At 41.8% G+C, this 20296-nt stretch carries 14 protein-coding genes (1 of these 14 only partly in view); 5 read left to right on the top strand and 9 right to left on the bottom strand.

Going from position 1 to position 20296, the window contains the following annotated elements; translation table 11 throughout:
• The first annotated feature begins 9 nt into the window (after positions 1–9).
• The gene (locus tag D1013_RS05025) at positions 10–1476 is read left to right on the top strand and encodes a glutamate synthase subunit beta (RefSeq protein ID WP_121847835.1); all 1467 of its coding nucleotides are present in this window, start codon (positions 10–12) and stop codon (positions 1474–1476) included.
• Positions 1477–1581: 105 nt separating this feature from the next.
• Positions 1582–2436: a DMT family transporter gene (locus tag D1013_RS05020; RefSeq protein WP_121847834.1), complete on the top strand. Its 855-nt coding sequence runs from the start codon at positions 1582–1584 to the stop codon at positions 2434–2436.
• 11 nt (positions 2437–2447) lie between these two features.
• Here the strand turns inward: D1013_RS05020 and D1013_RS05015 are convergent, their stop codons facing one another.
• From D1013_RS05015 to D1013_RS04995, 5 genes are all read right to left on the bottom strand, one after another.
• Positions 2448–3983, bottom strand: a complete 1536-nt coding sequence (locus tag D1013_RS05015) for a sulfatase family protein (protein WP_121847833.1) — start codon at positions 3981–3983, stop codon at positions 2448–2450.
• Positions 3984–4037: 54 nt separating this feature from the next.
• Entirely contained in the window at positions 4038–5633 is a 1596-nt protein-coding gene (locus D1013_RS05010; RefSeq protein ID WP_121850606.1) for a sulfatase, read from the bottom strand.
• 14 nt (positions 5634–5647) lie between these two features.
• On the bottom strand, positions 5648–6766 hold the full coding sequence (locus D1013_RS05005; RefSeq protein WP_121847832.1) for a ThuA domain-containing protein: 1119 nt from the start codon (positions 6764–6766) through the stop codon (positions 5648–5650).
• Positions 6767–6775: 9 nt separating this feature from the next.
• The gene (locus D1013_RS05000) at positions 6776–7627 is read right to left on the bottom strand and encodes a sugar phosphate isomerase/epimerase family protein (RefSeq protein ID WP_121847831.1); all 852 of its coding nucleotides are present in this window, start codon (positions 7625–7627) and stop codon (positions 6776–6778) included.
• Between the two features lie 175 nt (positions 7628–7802).
• The gene (locus D1013_RS04995) at positions 7803–8690 is read right to left on the bottom strand and encodes an AraC family transcriptional regulator (protein WP_121847830.1); all 888 of its coding nucleotides are present in this window, start codon (positions 8688–8690) and stop codon (positions 7803–7805) included.
• A 338-nt stretch (positions 8691–9028) separates the two neighbouring features.
• Here D1013_RS04995 and D1013_RS04990 point away from each other — a divergent pair, with 338 nt between their 5' ends.
• The 3 genes from D1013_RS04990 (at position 9029) to D1013_RS04980 (ending at position 17073) form a co-directional block, all read left to right on the top strand.
• Complete coding sequence (locus tag D1013_RS04990) at positions 9029–12205, top strand: PVC-type heme-binding CxxCH protein (RefSeq protein WP_121847829.1); 3177 nt, start codon at positions 9029–9031, stop codon at positions 12203–12205.
• 192 nt (positions 12206–12397) lie between these two features.
• A complete protein-coding gene (locus tag D1013_RS04985) occupies positions 12398–15544 on the top strand; it encodes a SusC/RagA family TonB-linked outer membrane protein (RefSeq protein ID WP_121847828.1) in 3147 nt (1048 codons plus the stop codon).
• 20 nt (positions 15545–15564) lie between these two features.
• Positions 15565–17073 carry a RagB/SusD family nutrient uptake outer membrane protein gene (locus D1013_RS04980; protein ID WP_121847827.1) on the top strand — a complete coding sequence of 503 codons (1509 nt, stop codon included), beginning with the start codon at positions 15565–15567 and terminating at the stop codon, positions 17071–17073.
• Positions 17074–17160: 87 nt separating this feature from the next.
• On the opposite strand, the gene D1013_RS04975 is transcribed toward D1013_RS04980, so the two are convergent.
• The 4 genes in view from D1013_RS04975 to D1013_RS04960 are tightly spaced (at most 12 nt apart) and all read right to left on the bottom strand, a layout consistent with a single transcriptional unit that may run on beyond the window.
• Entirely contained in the window at positions 17161–18564 is a 1404-nt protein-coding gene (locus D1013_RS04975) for a sodium:solute symporter family protein (protein WP_121847826.1), read from the bottom strand.
• A complete protein-coding gene (locus D1013_RS04970; RefSeq protein WP_121850605.1) occupies positions 18554–18772 on the bottom strand; it encodes a hypothetical protein in 219 nt (72 codons plus the stop codon). The genes D1013_RS04975 and D1013_RS04970 overlap by 11 nt, the downstream gene beginning before the upstream one ends.
• A 12-nt stretch (positions 18773–18784) precedes the next feature.
• A complete protein-coding gene (locus D1013_RS04965) occupies positions 18785–19555 on the bottom strand; it encodes a 3-ketoacyl-ACP reductase (RefSeq protein ID WP_121847825.1) in 771 nt (256 codons plus the stop codon).
• Positions 19552–20296, bottom strand: partial view of an NADH:flavin oxidoreductase gene (locus tag D1013_RS04960; RefSeq protein WP_121847824.1) — the 3' portion only. It continues 698 nt past the right edge of the window; 745 of the gene's 1443 nt are visible here — the last part of the coding sequence; its start codon lies off the right edge, out of view; it ends in the stop codon at positions 19552–19554. The genes D1013_RS04965 and D1013_RS04960 overlap by 4 nt, the downstream gene beginning before the upstream one ends.

Here is a 20296-nt window from a genome sequence, read left to right as displayed (position 1 = left end):
AATCGAGAAATGGGAAAGATTACAGGATTTTTGGAATTCGATAGAAAAATAGAATCATATACACCCGTCGAGGAGCGTATTAAGAACTATAACGAATTCACTAAACCCTTAGAAGAAACAGAACTTAAAAACCAAGGTGCACGATGTATGGATTGCGGTATACCGTTTTGCCATAGTGGTTGCCCATTAGGAAATCTTATTCCCGATTTCAACGATGCCGTATATCGTGGTAAATGGGATAAGGCCTCCGAAATTTTACATGCCACCAATAATTTCCCCGAGTTTACAGGAAGATTATGCCCGGCACCATGTGAAGAAGCTTGTGTACTAGGTATCAACGAAGACCCGGTAACCATAGAGAATATTGAAAAAAACATTGCGGAAACCGCCTTTAAAAAAGGATGGATTACTGCCAAACCACCTAAAACCCGTACCGGTAAAAAAGTAGCTGTGGTTGGTTCAGGCCCTGCAGGTCTTGCCGCCGCACAGCAATTGAACAGGGCTGGTCATCTGGTTACCGTTTTTGAAAGAGATGAAAAACCTGGAGGCCTTTTGAGATACGGAATACCTGATTTTAAAATGGAAAAATCAATCATCGACCGAAGATTGGCCGTTTTGGAAGAAGAGGGTATCGAGTTCAATTGCGGAGTGCACGTGGGCAAAGATGTCAAAGCCGATGAATTGAAAAAAGACTTTGATGCCATTGTGTTATGTGGTGGTGCTACCGTACGTAGAAACCTACCGATTGAAGGCTCAGACCTTAAAGGCGTGGTTCAGGCAATGGATTTTCTTCCGCAGAACAATAGACGTGTTTCGGGCGTTAAAGAATTCGAGAATGAAATTATGGCTACCGGTAAAGATGTAATCGTTATCGGTGGTGGTGATACCGGATCTGACTGTATCGGAACCTCCATACGTCACGGTGCCAACTCTGTATCTAATTTCGAGATTATGCCAATGTCAACACCTGAAAGACCGGAAGGTCAACCTTGGCCTTTTTGGCCAATGCGACTTAGAACGAGCTCATCTCACAAAGAAGGTGCCGAGCGGTTTTTCAGCATATCGACCAAAAAGTTTATCGGAGACGAAAAAGGAAACCTAAAGGGCCTAATTACTACCGAAGTAGAATGGGTAAGACAGCCCGGTAAGGCCATGATTCTAAAAGAAGTAGAAGGAACGGAGAAAGAATGGAAATGTGAACTTGCCTTATTGGCATTAGGTTTTACAGGTTCTGAAATGACAATTGCCGAGCAGTTGGGCCTTAAAGCCGATGGCAGAAATAACATCAAAGCGGCGGAGAACGATTACATGACCAATGTGCCTGGCGTATTTGCCGCAGGTGACCAACGTCGTGGCCAATCGCTTATCGTATGGGCCATATCAGAGGGTAGGCAAGCAGCTCACTATGTTGACGCCTATCTCATGGGAGAATCAGAACTTCCTTTAAAAGGCGAAGGCGACCTGCCCAGGGTTTAGTCAATACTTGAGGGCGATCCTCAGAATAGAAAAGACATCCAGCCCATCATTGGGTTGGATTTTTTTTTAATCGATGTAAAAATCGTTAAGAATCGTAAAGCCTAGATGAATTTAAAAAAAGTACTGACCTATATGACCCTGGGGGCACTTTCCTTTACCATAATGAATACCATGGTAAAGCAGCTGACCGGTTACAATGTCTACGAAATTGTCTTTTTTAGGGCGCTTGGCTCTTTAGTAATCACCATGGCAATCATTTACCGATTGAAGCTCAACTTTTGGGGCAATGAGAAAAAATTATTGGTTTTAAGGGCAATTACTGGCACCTCATCAATGACCCTGTTCTTTGCCTCAATGAAGTATTTATCGGCCGCAACCGCTGTCTCATTGCGGTACCTCGCACCGATTTTCTCGGCCATATTCGCCATTTACTTTTTAAAAGAAAAAATTAAACTCCCACAATGGCTTTTTTTTATCGTCTCTTTTACCGGAGTAATCATATTGAAGGGATTTGACACCAATGTCAACAATATTGGTTTAGGTCTCATTCTGTCGGCAGCCGTACTAAGTGGCCTTGTATATATCTGTATTGGTAAAATTGGTAAAAGGGACCACCCCATCGTAATAATCAATTACTTTATGTTGGCTGCGACTCTTTTCGGTGGTATCATGGTTATTCCCTACTGGAAAACACCTATTGGTTCAGATTGGCTACTTTTCTCGGGGCTTGGTATATTCGGTTTTGTAGGCCAATTTTTCATGACCAAAGCTTTTCAAATCGCAGCGAACAACCTCGTAGCTCCGTTAAAATATCTAGAAGTGCTTTTTACAGGAATTTTAGGGTTTGTCTGGCTTGGCGAGATTTACACCGTTTATAGTTTGTTAGGTATTGTATTAATTGTTTCTGGCTTGGTGGCTAATGTTGTCTATAAATCAAAAATGAAACCCAAGCAAGTCTGAATTTCTTCAAATTACTTCTGAATAACTTCGTCGTAGAGCTCCTTTAGGGAAAGTGGGTCGTCCATTTCTTTCTGAAGCTCGATTAAATCAGAAAATAAAGATTCAACCTTTGAAGCATACTCCAATGTTTCCGATAAATCGTTCATTTCTTTTGGATCATTTTGCAGGTCGAACAACAGCACCTTTTTAATTTTAGGATACACCAAAAGCTTAAACCCATCTTTACGAATCATACGTTGAAGGTTCATATAAGCTCCGTAAATTCCGTTATAATGGCTTTGAGAACGCGTACCATCAATGATATCATGGAAGCTATTGAACTGAACATATTCCGGTTTCTCGATTTCCGCCAATTCTAAGGTAGTCGCCATGATGTCTTGAAGATAAACATCTTGATGGCGAACTTCACCTTTAGGAATACCAGGCCCCATCACCATTAAGGGAATTCGAATACTGTGATCAAAAAGACTCTGCTTACCGATCAATCCGTGATGCCCAACAGAGAGACCGTGGTCGGCACCGAAAAAAACATAGGTATTTTCTAAAGCTCCTTCGGCTTCTAATCTGTCTAGAATTTTCCCAATTTGCTCATCCATATGGCTTAAAAGAGCATAATATTCCTGTCGATGAACTTTAACGGCATATTCCGTACGTGGGTAGGGAGCCAGAGCCTCATCCCTCAAGCTGGGTTCGTTTCCTATGCTGTCTTTGTACGGATACTGGGGCAGAAAATTTTCGGGTACGCGAATATTTTCCAACGGATACATATCTAAAAAACGTTGCGGGGCCTGTCTTGGGTCATGTGTGGCATTGAAAGCCAAATACATAAAGAATGGGCTATTGCCCTTGGTCGCAGATTCAATGTACTGTAGTGCATCGTCTTTTACTACTTCACTCCAATGCTTGCCTCCTTCCCAAAAACCGCCCATCAGCGTATCGGTCGGTGACCAATCCGTATCCTCAGGACCTGTAGGACGACCATAGCCCGATGGCATATAATCGTTCCAGTCTTTCATATCGCCTGACTCTTCTCTCCATTTTTTTATGGCCGCACCCAGTTCATTTCTTCTATCGCCAGGCATACCAGGCCTTACATGCTGCGCCGTTTGAAATACATAATCTGCCTCCGCTTCAACATGCCATTTACCTGTCATAAATGTTTTGTACCCTTCTTTTTCCAGCAACTTTCCCCAAGTTTGTTCAAGAGCTATCGAATCACCCTCAGCCCATAACCGGCTTTTCTTTTGCGCATTCCAAACCGAGGTACCGGAAATTATCATTGCTCGCGAAGCAACACAAATGGCACCGTTCCACCCGCCCATATTATATGCATGGCTGAATGAAGTTCCGTTTTTGACCAAGCGGTCGAGGTTGGGCGTATGGACCTCATCAAAACCTAGGGCAGCAATACTTTCATAAGTCTGATCATCTGCAAAAAGAAAAACAAAATTGGGTTGACTACTAGCGGAATTATCTTCAGAGCTTGAATTTTGTTTGCAGGAGACTAGCAAAAGGGCCAAAACTAGTATTTGTAAAACAGTTTTCATGGTATTATGTAAAAGTGAACTTTGAATGAAGTCAGTTAGAAATACTATTACCGTTTAATCATTGGTCGACATGCTTCCCCACCAATCTTCATTAGGTTTAAAATCTTCTGAAAGAAAAAGCATTCGCTGCTTTTCCAGTTCGGGCCATTTCTCTTCAATCATATACTTATGCCTCCGTTCAGCCAAATCTTTATTATAATTTTCATCGGGTTTTGGGTAACGGGCTCCTACTTCTTCAAGCCAAGCAAGAAGCTTTCCCCTTAACTCTTTGGCAACAACAGGATTCTGATTGGCCACGTTCGACGATTCGCTTGGGTCTTTAGTTAAATTATAGAGCTCATCATTTCCGTCTTCCCAATAGTGGATGAGCTTCCAATTTCCGAGTCGAATTATCGATGAAGGATTCCCTCCTTGATTACCATAGTGGGGATAATGCCAGTAAAGAGGTCGTTCAACACTCATTTGCTTTCCTTCAAGAATTGGCTTTAGGCTCACCCCGTCAATGTGTTGACTTGGCAACAAATCAAGATTTGCCAAATCTAAAAGGGTGGGATAGAAATCGGTGCCAGTGACAGGAAAATCAGTTTCTTTAGTCTTCTGACTCAACCAAGGAACTTTGATGAAATAAGGCTCCCGAATGCCTCCCTCCCATTGATAGCCCTTACCACCTCTCAAAGGAAGATTAGAAGTCGAAAAAGAATCTCCGGAGGCCACGCCCCCGTTATCAGAGGTAAACACAACAATGGTATTTTCATCAAGACCGTAAGTCTTTAAGGCCTCAAGTACTACCCCAACGGCATCATCCATACTTTCTACAAGACCAGCGTAAATGGGATTGTCCTGTACCAGTCTAATGGGTAGAACGCGTTCCATTTTGTACCCTTCGTTTGTCAGGCCTTTCTCATTGGCTTTTTGGCGGTATTTTGCCCATTTATCTTTGGTAGTTTGAATGGGCCCATGCACTGCATAAAAGGAAAGGAAGGCGAAAAAAGTAGTATCCTTATTCTGTTCAATAAACTTTGCGGTTTCCTTGGCGAGACGCATGCTCAAGTTCTCACCTTTCTGTTGGTTGGAAAGTTTTGGGTTTTCCCAAGGAGAAAAATATCCCCCTATGGGACTTCCCTTATCCCATCCGCCTACATTAATATCGAAGCCGTGATCCTCAGGAAAGTTTCCCTGATCACCTAAGTGCCATTTACCCGAGAAAAAAGTGGTATACCCATTTGTTTTAAAAGCTTCAGCAATGGAAATGTCAGATTTAGGCAGTGCATGAACGTAATCTGCGGGTAAAAGCATGTCATGTCTATCATGCTTTCGCCAATCAGCACCATGGGCCGCCCCTATCCAATCGGTGATACCATGCCTAGCCGTAAACCTGCCCGTCATGACGCTGGCCCTAGACGGACTGCATACCCTACTAGCAGCATAGCCTTGGGTGAAGACCGTTCCTTCTTTGGCTATTCGGTCAACATTTGGTGTTTCATAATATGTACTTCCCGTAAATGAGAGGTCATACAGACCTAAATCATCTACCAATATAAAAAGTACATTAGGTTTTAAGGCATCTTGTTTTTTGGAGTCGCCTGCTCTTTTACAGCCAAAAAGGTAGAAAACAGCTATAAAAACTAGAATTTTTGAAATTAGTTTCATAGCTGTCATGTTTCTTATTGAAGGCTTTCTATCATCAATTTTTTATCGGGCCAATACTCATCTTTTCGAAACTCAAACTTTGTAGGCTTGTAATCACCTACCAAATCAACCTTGGCTTTCTCAGGCACCTCAAAGTCTAAAAGCCAGAAAATACCATTGACCAATAAACGACGGGTTCCCTCAATCAACATGTCGTTAGCTGCCCCTACGGTAGTCGTAAAGGCTTTACCCTTATCGCCTTCGGGCAACTGATAACTTTTCACCCAGGTGACCGGCATCATAGGATCGTTTAGTTTAAGTCCGTCATTATTGGTAGTTGCAGGCTCGTCATCGGTCGGCTTCATACCAAAAAATATGTCCGTTTCATCATACTCACCTTTTCGTTTCATTACCTTACCCAGAATTATGGGTTGAGCATCGCCTACCAAAGGCAACCGTACACCATATACATCGCTTGCCCCCCAAACATCACCATCTTCAATACCATTAACAATACCGGTTGCTTCCGCCCCTTCGGCAATAATTCCCTTTGTACTCTGATGTTTATGGTGACCATGGTGATTGATCCATTTTTCACCTAAGACCAATCGCCCGAAGCCGCCATGCCATTCTTCTATATCGCCTTCATAATAATTACCATATTGGGTATACTTAGAATCGGAATCTTTGTCGAAATTAAAGGCATGGGTAGCCGTTCTGATGCCCATCACTGGTTTTCCTGATTTCAGATAATCATCAATATATTTCATTTGATTATCAGGCAAGGCGCGAAATCTAGTAAAAATCACCATTAAATCAGCACTTTCCAAAGCCTCAAGACCAGGAATATTTTTCAGATAATTGGCATTCACCATACCAGGTTTTGTCTCTTCTTGAGCAAATAATACCGTACAATTAAAACCATGATGTTTTGATAAAATCTTTGCCAATTGCGGAAGGGCCTCCTCGGAACGGTATTCTTCATCCCCAGCAATCAAGACAATATTTTTACCATCGCTCTTACCTTCAAACGTAAGCCATTGCTTTGGCTCATTGGACATCTGTACTTTTGCATCGACAATCTCTTCTTTCTTTTTCTCTTCTTTACAAGATAAAATCAACAGAAAGGCGATTAAGGGCAATATTCTTTTCATGATTTGGTATTAGAGTTTAAGTTCGCTTTTCATGCCTTCTTTTATTAACTGAAAACCTTTGGTGTAGATTTCTTCAGCTGGCGAATAATCTCGCCATACATTAATGGCGTTGGCAAATTCGGGAATAATGGTACTAAATGCTTCAATGGTCAACCAACCGTCATAGTCAATATCTCGCAACCCCTTAAAAGCAGATTCAAAATCGACCTGTCCGCTTCCTGGGGTTCCCCTATCATTTTCACTTATGTGAACATGTTTCAAATAAGGAGCTATGGTCTTTATAGCCTGTTCTTGGCTTTTTTCTTCAATGTTACTATGATGTGTATCGTACATCGCCCCTAAATTGGGGTGATCTACCATTTCTACCATTTCTTTAAGGTCGGCCATGGTATTGTAGAGATAGCATTCAAACCTATTAACCGCTTCAGGTGCCAAAATTATGTTTGATTCCGCTGCATATTCGGCAGCCTTTCTGAGCATCTCAGCGCTCCATTTTTTCTCTTCGAGGGTTGGCGGTTTTCTGGTAAAGAAGGCAAAGGTTGAGTGAAATGGTCCGCATATGACCTCAACATTTGATGCGGCCGACATATCGATGGTCCATTTTAGTTTATCAAGCCCCGCTTCACGAACCTTTTTATCGGGACTAGTGATGTTTTCTTCGGGAGATAGCGCCCCAACAGCGGTGACGCCCATACCGATATCAGTAAAATGTCTACCTAACATGGCATAGTGTTTTTCATTACCCTCAGCCAAAAACAGTTCTATACCATCATAACCGGTACGTTTCAATTTGTCAATTATATCAAAATGTTGCTCCGTAACATGGTTGGTCCAAAGCAGCATGTTCATGCCTATTTTCATATTCAATGGTGTGTTTATAAGTGAAAGATGGTCTCCATTCCATCGCTTGCACTTGAATGCCTTTATTTATTGGTTAATCTAGTTTCTTTTATTTTATGGGAAATGTTACAAAACTAAACTTTAACATATTTCAATAGTTCCTTTATTTTGCCAAAGACCTACATTTTTTTTCAACTCAATCGTTTTCGTTAGACTGGATATTAAAAAACATTTGACGGTATTCGTGCGGACTCAAACCTGTAATGGTCTTAAATTGGCGGTTGAAATTAGACAATGCGTTGAAGCCACATTCGTAACTAATTTGAGAAATATTAAAATTATCTTCCAACAACAATTTTCGTGCATGGCCAATTCTGATCTCATTTACAAATCTGGTAAAAGTCTTGTTGGCTCTAGGCTTGAAATATCGACAGAAAGATGATGTTGTCATGTTCAACATTTCGGCCACCTCATCTAAAGCTATCTTATCTCTAAAATTGCTCATTACATAGTCATAGACCATACTCATTTTTTCAGAATCGCCACCCTTAAAAGAATTGACATAACTAGGGCTTGTCAATAATGAATAATCGTTCGTGTGGGCCAAAATATCAAGAATTTCAAGCAGTTTAAGAATTCGCTTAAAGCCACGCTCTTGCGAAATTTGCATCAACAGTTCATAAATTTTTGCGGGTGTATCACCATAGAATTCGATACCTCGATTTGAATTCTCGACCAACTTGTTGATAGCATAAAACTCTTCGTGCTCTAAAAGGGTTTTACTAAAAAGGTCATTATCAAAATAAATGACCAAACCTCGAGTCTGAAGGGTACTGTCTGGCTCGAAATAAGGGTCGTAACTCCTCCATAAGTGAGGTAAATTCGGTCCCGTCATGACCAGGTCACCGACTGTAAAATTATGAACATGATCACCGACAAAACGGGTACCTTCACCTTCGGCGATGTACGAAATTTGAAATTCTGGATGAAAGTGCCAAATAGGATTAAAGTGCGGCCCTACGAGATCTTTGAAGATAAAAGTCTCTTTTGCCGTCAGTGTTTTTTCGATGCTTGGAGTACTCATAAATTTCTCTTAAAATTCAAATTCGGATAAATATATGACAAAAAAGTACCAACCTTTAGCAAGAAACAGGAAATCTCTATTGAAAATCTGTTTTAATTTTACAACATTAAATTAGGAATACGTGTATTATTATGTGAAAAATTACGAATTTAACAATGCAAACGTGTTCAGAATGGGCTTTTTAAAGAATCTGGTAATCGGAGAGAAATCCCTTTCTAAATCAAGTATTATTTGTTCTGAAATAGTTATTGAAAACACCAATCTCATACATAAATCAAACTAAACGTACCGAACCGAAAAAATTCAATCCTAACCCTCACACCACTTTCTTTTAAACCATGAAAATTTTTAAAAGACCTTTTACCAAAATACTTTTTCTCGTTCTCCCAGTCGTTCTTTTATTCTTGGAAAGCTGTGACAATGATGACAAAAAAGCCGGATTACAAATCAATCCGAATTCGCACATCGTTCTTATTGGCAATAACCTTTGTTCAAGAATGATCAATTTCGGTCATTTTGAGACTGAATTACAAATGCGTTTTCCGGCTGATTCCCTTTTTATAAGAAATATGTGTGATGGGGGTAATACTCCGGGTTTCAGACCTCATTCTTCGAGAAACTCCCCATGGGCTTTTCCAGGAGCCGAGAAATTCCATCAAAACGAACATGCCAACGACTCTGGTAGTATCGGCCATTTTCCAACGGAAGATGAATGGCTTACCGAACTAAAAGCAGATGTTATTTTAGCGTTCTTCGGCTACAACGAATCGTTTGAAGGCCCTGACGGTTTAGAGAATTACAAGGCCGAGCTAAGAGCTTTTATTGCCCATACCAAAAACCAAAAATATAACGGGAAGAGTGCTCCGCAACTAGCCCTTATTTCTCCGATAGCGTATGAAGACCTATCCTCAAAAATGGATTTACCGAATGGTGAAGAGGAAAACAAGAATTTAAAACTGTACACTGATGCCATGCGAGAAGTGGCCCAACAAGATAGTGTGCTTTTCGTTGACGCCTTCGCCTCTAGTCAAAAATGGATTGCTGAAGAAAGTGAAGACATTACCAATGATGGTTTTCAACTTAATGATTTCGGATACAAGAAATTGGCATCCCTTTTAGCTTCAGAAATTTTTGGTGGTGAAGATGGCAACGAATCAAACCGACTTCTAGTCAATGAAGCGGTCAATGAAAAAAACTGGTTTTGGCACAATGACTTTAAAATACCGAATGGCGTTCATGCATATGGTAGAAGATATGATCCTTTTGGGCCAGATAACTATCCGTTCGAAATCGAGAAAATTCGCCAAATGACGGCAATTAGAGATACCGCTATTTGGGAAGCTTTACACGGCGAGAAAATGGACCTGGCGATGGCCGATTCCCGAACCAGAACATTACCTCCGGTAGAGACCAATTACAAAGAAAGCGACAAAAACGGAACCCCAAAATATCTATATGGCGAGGACGCCTTGAACGAAATCAATGTAGCGCCTGGCTATAAAATCGAATTGTTCGCCTCCGAGCAAGAGTTTCCCGATTTGGCCAATCCGGTTCAGGTTTCCTTTGACAACAAAGGTCGCCTATGGGTCGGGGTTATGCCCAGCTACCCACACTACAAACCGGGAGATTCAAAACCAAACGACAAACTGCTCATTTTGGAGGACACCGATGGAGACAATAAGGCCGACAAGCAAACCATCTTTGCTGATGGCCTGCATCTTACCATTGGTTTTGAATTCGCTCCTGAAGGGGTTTATGTATCTCAGGGTACCAATTTAATTCTATTAAAAGATACCGATGGCGATGACCACGCCGATGAGCGTGAAATTATCTTAAGTGGTTTTGATGACCATGATACCCACCATGCCATCAGCGCATTTACCACAGACCCTTCAGGCGCCCTTTATATGGGTGAAGGTGTTTTTTTACATACCAATGTTGAAACGGCATATGGTACGGTTCGCGCCACCAACGGCGGCTTTTATCGCTATAGCCCTCAGCAACATCATTTAGAAAGAACAGCTCAATTGCCCATACCAAACCCATGGGGAATTGCTTTCGATGATTGGGGCCAATATTTCTTTGCACACACTTCGGGGCCCGATATGACATGGATGATGCCTGGCTCTATTTTTCCTAGGTACGGACAAGCGAATCCGCTACCAGAAAATTTAATAGAAGACAAACATCGCGTTCGCCCCACTTCAGGGCTTGAATTTGTATCAAGTAGGCATTTTCCTGATAATATTCAAGGAGATTTATTGATCAACAACACCATTGGTTTCTTGGGCACCAAACAACACACCATGGTCGATGATCCCAATACAGCAGGCTATCTAAGTAAGCACAGACAAGACCTGGTCTTTTCGAGCGATAAAAATTTCAGACCTGTAGATATGGAGTTTGCCCCTGACGGATCATTATACCTAATTGACTGGAGCAACGTTTTGATCGGGCATATGCAACACAACGCACGGGATCCACTTAGAGACCACGCACATGGTAGAATCTATAGAATCACCTACCCATCAAGACCCTTGGTAGAACCGGCAAAGGTTGACGGTGCAACTATCGATCAATTGCTTGAAAACTTAAAGCTGCCAGAATATAGAACCCGTTACCGTACAAGAAGAGAATTGCGTGCTAGGGATAAAGAAGAAGTTTTGTCCAAATTGAATTCATGGGTCTCCAATTTAGATAAGAACGATAGCAATTACGAACATAACCTTTTAGAAGCCCTTTGGGTTTCGTGGGGATTGAATGACATTGACCAAAACTTGCTCAAAAGTCTAATGAAAGCAAAAGATTACAAGGCGAGAGCTGCAGCTGTTGGCGTCTTACGCTTTAGCGGTAATCAAGTTGCCGATAAAGGAGATTTGCTTATGCAGGCCGCTAAAGATGATAATCCGAGGGTACGGTTGGCTGCTTTGGTAGCAGCCTCTTGGATGGATAAGGAAGTAGGGATACCCATTGTAACCGAAGCTGGTAAAAAAGGCCTCGACAAATGGATGCAAAAACCTTACGAAGCTGCCCTAGCGCATTTGAATGGACATAATTTAGGTGAAGAACCGAAGGAAATAATCGAAACCAGCCTCAAGGGCCGTGACCTTGAACTACTTCTCGCCGGTCAGGAAATTTATGAGCGGGAAGGCTTTTGTGCTACATGCCACCAGCCTGACGGAAAAGGATTAGAGAGTTCAGGTTTCCCACCATTGGCAGGCTCTGAATGGGCCACCGGAGATGAAGAACGCTTGATTAAATTGACCTTAAAAGGAATGATCGGGCCCATCGAAGTAAACGGCAAGAAATTCCCAGGTCAAGTTCCAATGACACCGTTTGGTGGTATGCTCAATGATGAAGAAATGGCTTCGGTACTGACTTTTGTGAGAAATTCATTTGGTAATGAAGCTGTACCTATTTCCCCCGAAAAGGTTAAACAGGTTAGAGACAAGGTGAAGAATAAGCAAGGTTTCTATACTTCAGAAGAGCTGTTAAAGGAACATCCTTTTAAATAGAGTGTGCAAATTTTCGCACATTTATTTATCAATAACACTTTATTGTCGCATTTAATTTAACAACTTCATATTTTAAAGACAAAAAAATAGAACTATTTGCAATGTAAGAGGTGGATTCGAGCTTAGTGCGAATATACCTTTGGATTGATGGTGGATTAGAAGCCATTCGTTTAAACTCAATCCAATTACATTATGAAAAAACTACTATTAACAAAACACTACCTAAGCCTTTGGATAATGGCTTTCAGTAGCGTTTCTTATGGAAACTCATCGAGATTAGATGACGTTTCCTTAAGCAACAATTTTAATTTTGAGAGCTTTTCTTACTTTCAAGAAACCACAATTACCGGTACTATTCTTGACAGTAACAATCAACCGCTGGCAGGTGCCAGTATTGTGGAAAAAGGTACGACTAACGGTACCCAAACCGATTTTGACGGTAATTTTCAATTAGATGTGAGCAACCCAGATGCGGTATTGGTCGTATCATATATTGGATTTGCCTCGCAAGAAATTCCATTGGCTGGAGAAACATCCATTAATGTATCTTTAAAAGAAGATGCGGCCAACCTAGATGAAGTAGTCGTTATCGGTTACGGTACCCAAAAGAAAAGTGATTTAACTGGTGCCGTCGGTTCAGTAAAATCGGAAGAACTTGCCGAAAGGCCTGCTGCTTCGCTTAACCAAGCGATGGCCGGTAGGGTCGCCGGGGTGAATGTAACATCAGGTTCCGGTAGGCCAGGTGGGCGTACCGTTGTTCGTATTCGAGGTAATACTTCGGTCAGTATTGCGAATACCCCACTCTATGTAGTCGATGGTGTTATTTTAAATGCTGTCAATCTACCTAATGGCAGCACACCGATTGACTACATGAACCCAAATGACATTGAATCTATCGAGGTTTTGAAAGATGCCTCGGCAACAGCCATATACGGGGCCCGTGGTGCCAACGGTGTTATTTTGGTAACTACAAAAAGAGGTACTACTACAGGTGGCTCTCACTTAAATTACGATGCTGACTTCAGCTTAGGCACCTTGCCTAAAAAAATTCCACTTTTAAACTCGGAAGAATTCTTAAGGGTCGAAGAGATTGCCTATGCGAACGCAGAAAAGTTTGATCCCGATGGTTGGGCCGGCGGTCGCTATACCGACCCCCGCTTAAAGCGTACCGATCCCCGTTTATTCGATTCAGAGGGCAACCCACTTTACGACACTGATTGGCAAGATGAAGCCATCAGGGCAGCATTTACGCAAAACCACCAACTCTCTTTCACAGGAGGCGATAGAGATTCCAATTACGGGCTTTTTATGGGCTTTCGTGACGAAGAAGGTCTAATAGTCGAATCATGGCTCAAAAGGTTCTCAGGTCGCTTTACTCTAGACACTGAGATTACGCCTTGGTTAAAGGTAGGAGGTAGTTTAAGCTATAACGACCAAAATGAAAAGCAAATCGACCAATTAGGTGGCGGCGGTATCACCACCATGCGCCAAGTGTTAGAAGCTTTGCCTATTATACCGGTTCGATACGACGATGGTAGCTGGGGATCCAATATTGACTATCCAGGAATGGAAGGTGGCGGTAGCCCGGTGGCCGTAGCCAATGACAGGCGCTATTTCTTAAAGACCCAGACAGTATTGGGTAACTTTTACAGCAACATTAAAATTACCGACAATCTACAACTAAGAACAACGGTCGGTGCGAATATCATCAACCAACGTAACGATTATTACGGCGGTCGAGACCTTAGGTACATTGCCATGCCAGACGGTGCAGCCTCTGTTACCAACTCTCGTTTTAACTCGTGGCAATTCGAGAATTATCTAACGTACTCCAAAGATTTCAATGAAGACAATTCTTTGACTGCAATGCTCGGTCTTTCATGGCAGCATGTAGACGAATTCAATGCAGTGGCCTCTACCCGAGGTTTTGCCGACGACTTTTATGGCTTTAATAACTTGGGGGCAGGATCAAATCCGCAAACACCGACTTCCGGTAAAGTTGCTTACGGACTCAATTCTTATTTCGGTCGTGTCAATTACGACTATAAGAACAAATACTTATTGACATTGACCGGTAGGGCCGACGGTTCTTCAAAATTCGGACCTGAAAACCAATTTGCATTCTTTCCGTCGGCGGCATTGGCTTGGCGAGTTTCAGGGGAAGATTTTCTGAAGCAAAACGAAACTATTTCTAACCTTAAGGTCAGGGCCAGTTACGGGGCGACAGGAAACTCTGAAATTCCAGCATATCGGGCATTGGCAGGTCTGCAAAGTGGATCGGTCATCTTTGGTGGCGACCGTGCGGCCTACAGTGTACCACAAAGAATGGCCAACCCGGATTTAAGGTGGGAAAAAACCGAACAGGTTGATGCGGGTGTCGAAATAGGTTTGTTCAACAATCGCATAGCATTGGAGTTAGATTTTTACCGCAAACTTACTTCTGACATGTTGCTCGATGCCCCGGTACCTTCCGCAAGCGGCTTTACCAATGTGTACAGAAACGTGGGTAGTATGGAAAACAAAGGGGTTGAAATCAATTTGAATACCATCAATTTTGACAATGAGATGTTCGGTTGGAGTTCTAACTTTAATATTTCCATCAATAAAAACGAAGTATTGGCCCTATCGGGAGGATCTGACATATTTCTTGGCTCTACCCTAATTCGTGTTGGCGAACCCGTGGGTACGTTCTTTGGCTACATTGATGAGGGTACTTGGAACACTGACGAAGCCGAACAAGCTGCCATTTACGACAGATTACCGGGAGATATCAAATACAGAGACCTAAATAACGACGGAGCCATAAATAGTGATGATAGGGCCATAATCGGCAAAGGTATTCCTGATGGCTTTGGTACCTTCAGTAACACTTTCAGATACGGAAATCTTGAATTGTTGGTAGATCTTCAATTTCAATATGGCAATAGTCTTATGTACCGAGACGAACATTCGGCAGAAGACAGGCAAACCATCGCCAATAGCTTTAAGACAGTTCTTAATGCGTGGACACCTGACAACCAAGACACCGATATAGCCCAAATTAGGCCGATTGCCGCTGGTTACGATACTAATAATGACTCAGGCAAATTGAAAGATGCCTCATTTCTAAGAGGCAGAAACCTAATGCTATCATATGTGTTTCAGCCAGAATTGGTTCAAAAACTTCATTTGAGCCGACTAAGGTTGTACACTTCGGTACAGAACTTCTTTGTGTCTACCAAATTTCCGGGTTACGACCCAGAAAGTTCGAACGGTGGGGGCACTTTTGATCAAGGTTTTTCACTGTATGATTATCCAAGACCGAGAATATTCATGCTTGGCCTTAACGTAGGATTATAATAATATTAAAAGATAAAAGAATGAAAATCTATAAAAATCCCATACGATTTATAGCGGTCTTCATCTCCATTTCATTAGCAACCGCATGTAGTGATTTCTTGGATGAAGAAGATGAGTCGAACTTTACGACAGATACGTATTTCACAAAAGCAGAACACGCTGAAAGTGCTGTCAACGGTATTTACCAACCATTGATTCCTATTACGGAAAGCGGTTTTGGTGGTGGAACGTGGTTAATGCTGGAATTTGCTACAGGTCTTGCCAATACCTCATTAGGCCAAGCTACCAATATCTATTTGGTAAAAGACCTCATTAACAACTCGGATAATGGTTACGGAAGCAGTTATTGGACAGAGTATTACAGGGGAATTTCAAGGGCAAACCTTGCTATTGAAAAAATACCCGACATTAATATGGATGAAACTGAAAAACAAAAGTACCTGGGCGAAGCCAAATTTTTCAGGGCCTATTATTACTTTGGTTTGGTACGTATGTTCGGCAACATTCCTTTAATCACTTCTTCGGTCGATTTAGGATCGGAACAGCTTTTCGCCGAACAAGTAAGTCCTAATGCTATCTACGATTTGATTATCAGCGACCTTACAGAAGCTGAAAATTCTGGTCTACCTTGGAGAGATGATTCAGGAAGAGTTTCGTTAGGAGCGGTAAAAACTCTTTTGGCAGATGTTTATCTAACTACTGCAGGTTTTCCATTGCAGCAAACTGCCAACTATGCCTTAGCCGCGGCAAAAGCAAAAGAGGTAATCGATTCCAATGAATACACTCTATTTGATACCTATGATGATCTCCATAATCCTGCCACCAAAAATACCGGTGAATACATTTTCATGACGCAATTTGCGGCAGGTATTCAATCCGGTAACTGGCAACCCGCCATTTTACCTTACAATCTTGGTATTTCGGCTTATTCGGCCCAAACCGGAGGTATCTTTTCGACCAATGAATTTGCCGAATCTTATGAAGTGGGCGATAAAAGGGCGGAGGAAAAGCAGTTCTATTTTAGAAGCTATTCGTTGGAAGCTGACAGAAACGATAGCATTAATCTTGGAGCACCCTATATTTTTAAACATTTTGATGTGGCGGCCAATGAAGAATCGGCCCAGTCAGACCTTAACTGGAGTCTTTATCGCTATGCAGATGTGCTTTTAATGTATGCGGAAGCAGCAAATGAAGCCGAATCGGGGCCAAGTGCCGACGCTTACGAAGCGGTCAATTTAATAAGGCAAAGAGCTGAAATAGCCGATCTAGAAGGCCTTACACAAGAATCATTTAGAAATGCAGTTCGAATCGAAAGAGTTCATGAGCTCAGTTTTGAAAACAAGACCTGGTACGATATGGCACGTTGGAGAAAGGCCTATAATCCTGAAACCAACCTATTGGAAGATTTTGTCGGCCATACCTTCAGCTATCTTCCAAATAAAGCCTTAACGGAAAGAGAACTATTGTTTCCGATACCAACAGGTGAAATGCAAAATAATCCAAATCTAGAACAGAACCCGGGTTACTAAAATCTAGATTTCACGATAAGTAGTTAGTTAATAGTGAGAACAACCTTCGGTTTCGGCTGAGGGTTGTTTTTTTATTAGAACACCTTTTTATTCTGCCTTTCGTGCGCCCAATATAAAAACTTCAACAAGTGAAGCCGTAATTAACGTAGCGAAAAGAATTAATTCTGATTGTATGCCGAAAAATTGGGTCGGCATAACACTCAATTTTGAAAGGATAAAAAAGAGTAACCCCCCTAAAGTAACCAATGGCATGAGTGAAGTTAGCTTTTTCGAGCTTAAAATACCGGTCAAAATCATCGGAGCCATGATAGCCGTTCCAGTAAAACTGGTTCGTGCCAATAGAACTAAATGTTCTGTGCTAACAATGCTAAAAATTAGGGCCAACAAGCCAAATACTACAATAAAAAAACGTGTAATCTTAATTGATTTGGCATCCTCCAAATTAAGAAGCGACCGTAGTTCGGAACCTAAAGCAAATATTTGAGAATCTGAAGTTGATATGGCCGCCGCCACTAACCCTATCAAACCTAAAGTAGCTATGGCAGGAGCTTGATCATAAAGCAACACATGCCCTATAAAATCTTGAGTGGAAGAATCAGGGTAGAGTATGGCCCCATACATACCCATAAACAAAGTAGGTAGAATGACCAAAATTGCTACAACGCCTAGGCCAACGGCCATTTTTTTGAGTGATGCGCTATTTTTCATGATAACCACCCGTGTGGAAATCTGGGGTTGAGTAAAGGGTAGACAAATAATTGCTATCGCAGAAATGATAAAAAACTGTGCGGTAAAAAGACCCTTTGGTCCTGGTACCGACAACAACTTTTCATTAAGCACCTTAACTTCTGCGAACATCGATTCAACACTTCCGAAATGGGCAATACAATTGTAACCTACTACCCAAATAGTAAAAAAAAGTAAAATACCTTGAAGGGTATCATTATACATAATGGCCCTTAACCCGCCAGTTTCACTATAGACGACCATCACAGCGACTATGCCCAAACTCCAAGCCCATACGGGTAAGGCTTCGGGAAAAGCAGCATTTAAAAAAATGGATATACCACTGATTTGAACGGCAATATAGGGAATGAGAAAAATGACAGCACCACCAAAGGCTACATATCCGGCAAGTTTTGATTGGTAGGTCGAAGCCATCAAACCGGACATCCCCTTGAAATCAAGGTTTCTTGCTTTTCTTCTCAACACCTCACCTACGCGTATAAGGCCGTATACCATCATTGTATCGGAAACCGCCAGAAATATCCATGCACCAACACCGTGCGTTCTAAAAAAATCGGGCATACCCACTACGGTAAATGCACTGAACAAAGTAGCAGCTGTAGTGAACAACCCTATGACAAAGCCTATATTCCCTCCACCTAAAAGATAGTTACTCGTCGTCTTTTCTTTAATTCGGGTACGTCTGACCAAAAAAATCAATATCGCCAGATAGACGGCACTTGCTATAATAAAATTAGTCAGCATGCTGATCTTTCTTTTGAAGCAATGAGACACAATAGGTGAGAACCACGAAAAAAACACTTAACAAAAAGCTTGTCCACATGGTGTACGGTAGGCCAAAAAGCTCTGGCTCATTTGTACTTGTCGGAATAATCAGGGGCGTAAACGTGGCCACAAATGCGATTATCGCCAATAGGTCGATTACCAATAAATTCTTTTTCTTTGGTTTCACTATTCCAGTTATTTATAAGGTCGGAATTGACATTCCCCCGTCAATTTTGATCACTTGCCCCGTTGCATAAGAGATTCTTTTTTCTACCAATGCTCTTACCGCCATGCCCACGTCTTTAGGTGTTCCTAAACGAGGTTCAAGGGTCAGCCCTTCTTCTACGAGTTTTTTATATTTCTCTAAAACGGTAGCGGTCATATCGGTTTCAATAACACCAGGCTGTATTTCATATACGGGTATACCGTGTGGAGCCAATCTGACAGCAAAGAGTTTACTCATCATATGTAGGCCCGATTTTGAGAGACAATATTGCCCTCTTGAAATTGAGACCGTTTCAGCGCTTACCGATGTTATGTTGACTATACAGCCATCAAAAGCGTTGTTTTGAGTCTTACTTTCAATCATTTGGCGTGCCACTTGCTGTGTTAAAAAGAAGGGTCCTTTTAAATTGATATCCATGACCCTTTCATAACTCTCCAAAGACATTTCCAAAAGGTCGTTTCTCTCTTTTGGGGCCACTCCCGCGTTATTGACAAGCACGTTTAAAACGCCTAAATCTTTATCTATTTTTGATAGTATGTCATTCCGCCCACTCGTTTGAGATATATCGCCTTGGCAGTAAATCACCTTCGGGCCATAACTTCTCAAAGAGCTCAATACATTGTCAACCTCTTGCTCAGACCTCATGCCATTAATGGCTAAGTTGTAGCCTGCTTCTGCCAACTCATTAGCAATACCCAAACCGATACCTCTGGAGCCACCCGTTATCAAAATATTCTTTCTCATAGCCGAATGGCTTTTTTAATTTCTTTTAGCTCGGCTGCCTCAGGCATTTTTTTGTAGTAGGAATCTAGTGGAAAACATCCGGAAAGCATTCCTTTTCGGGGAGCCGTTGTACAATCGGAAAAAGTTCTGCAGATACTACCCCTGGCCAGCTTACGGCCTTGTAAAATGTCGTCAGGCATTTCCGGGTAACTAAGAACCATTCGGCCCAACCCGATAAAATCTGCCATATTTTCATCTATCACCGCCTCCGCAATATGGGGAAGCCATTCTTGCAAATAGGAATAGCCAGAACCAACAATTTTTAAATTTGGAAAGCGCTTTTTAATCTGTGCGGTTATATCGATATGACGAGCTACACCGACCAATGGATCTTCCGGAGGAAGATATCCGTCTGAAGGAGGAAAAATAGCAGGCCTTGTTAAATGCGGGGTATAGTATGGGCTTCCAGCAGTAACACATACCATTTCAATACCCAGTTCTTCAAAACTTCGAAGTAATTCGAAAACTTCTGTCATGTCAATTCCGACACCCGTGCCATCGCCACCGAATGCCTCGTTATAGTCGCTGCCCAAAGCTTTTGGAATACCAATATTCTCCTCATCTTTAACAAAAGGAATAAAATCGAATGCGCTCAAGCGTACACCCACAGCTATTTTAGAGGTCTTTTTAATTCCCTCTACAACCGACCTTAAAAATCTTAATCTGTTTTGAAGGGTACCACCATATTTACCTTTTCTAGTT

Origin of the sequence: Euzebyella marina (genome assembly GCF_003687485.1) — a bacterium.
In the GTDB taxonomy this organism is placed as follows: domain Bacteria; phylum Bacteroidota; class Bacteroidia; order Flavobacteriales; family Flavobacteriaceae; genus Euzebyella; species Euzebyella marina.
This window is presented reverse-complemented; position numbering and strand designations above follow the sequence as displayed.

What these genes read in the sequence shown, in the direction of transcription:
- D1013_RS05025 (WP_121847835.1), top strand. Translation starts at nt 10, where the DNA reads ATGGGAAAGATTACAGGATTTTTGGAATTCGATAGAAAAATAGAATCA.
- D1013_RS05020 (WP_121847834.1), top strand. Translation starts at nt 1,582, where the DNA reads ATGAATTTAAAAAAAGTACTGACCTATATGACCCTGGGGGCACTTTCC.
- D1013_RS05015 (WP_121847833.1), bottom strand. Translation starts at nt 3,983, where the DNA reads ATGAAAACTGTTTTACAAATACTAGTTTTGGCCCTTTTGCTAGTCTCC.
- D1013_RS05010 (WP_121850606.1), bottom strand. Translation starts at nt 5,633, where the DNA reads ATGAAACTAATTTCAAAAATTCTAGTTTTTATAGCTGTTTTCTACCTT.
- D1013_RS05005 (WP_121847832.1), bottom strand. Translation starts at nt 6,766, where the DNA reads ATGAAAAGAATATTGCCCTTAATCGCCTTTCTGTTGATTTTATCTTGT.
- D1013_RS05000 (WP_121847831.1), bottom strand. Translation starts at nt 7,627, where the DNA reads ATGAAAATAGGCATGAACATGCTGCTTTGGACCAACCATGTTACGGAG.
- D1013_RS04995 (WP_121847830.1), bottom strand. Translation starts at nt 8,690, where the DNA reads ATGAGTACTCCAAGCATCGAAAAAACACTGACGGCAAAAGAGACTTTT.
- D1013_RS04990 (WP_121847829.1), top strand. Translation starts at nt 9,029, where the DNA reads ATGAAAATTTTTAAAAGACCTTTTACCAAAATACTTTTTCTCGTTCTC.
- D1013_RS04985 (WP_121847828.1), top strand. Translation starts at nt 12,398, where the DNA reads ATGAAAAAACTACTATTAACAAAACACTACCTAAGCCTTTGGATAATG.
- D1013_RS04980 (WP_121847827.1), top strand. Translation starts at nt 15,565, where the DNA reads ATGAAAATCTATAAAAATCCCATACGATTTATAGCGGTCTTCATCTCC.
- D1013_RS04975 (WP_121847826.1), bottom strand. Translation starts at nt 18,564, where the DNA reads ATGCTGACTAATTTTATTATAGCAAGTGCCGTCTATCTGGCGATATTG.
- D1013_RS04965 (WP_121847825.1), bottom strand. Translation starts at nt 19,555, where the DNA reads ATGAGAAAGAATATTTTGATAACGGGTGGCTCCAGAGGTATCGGTTTG.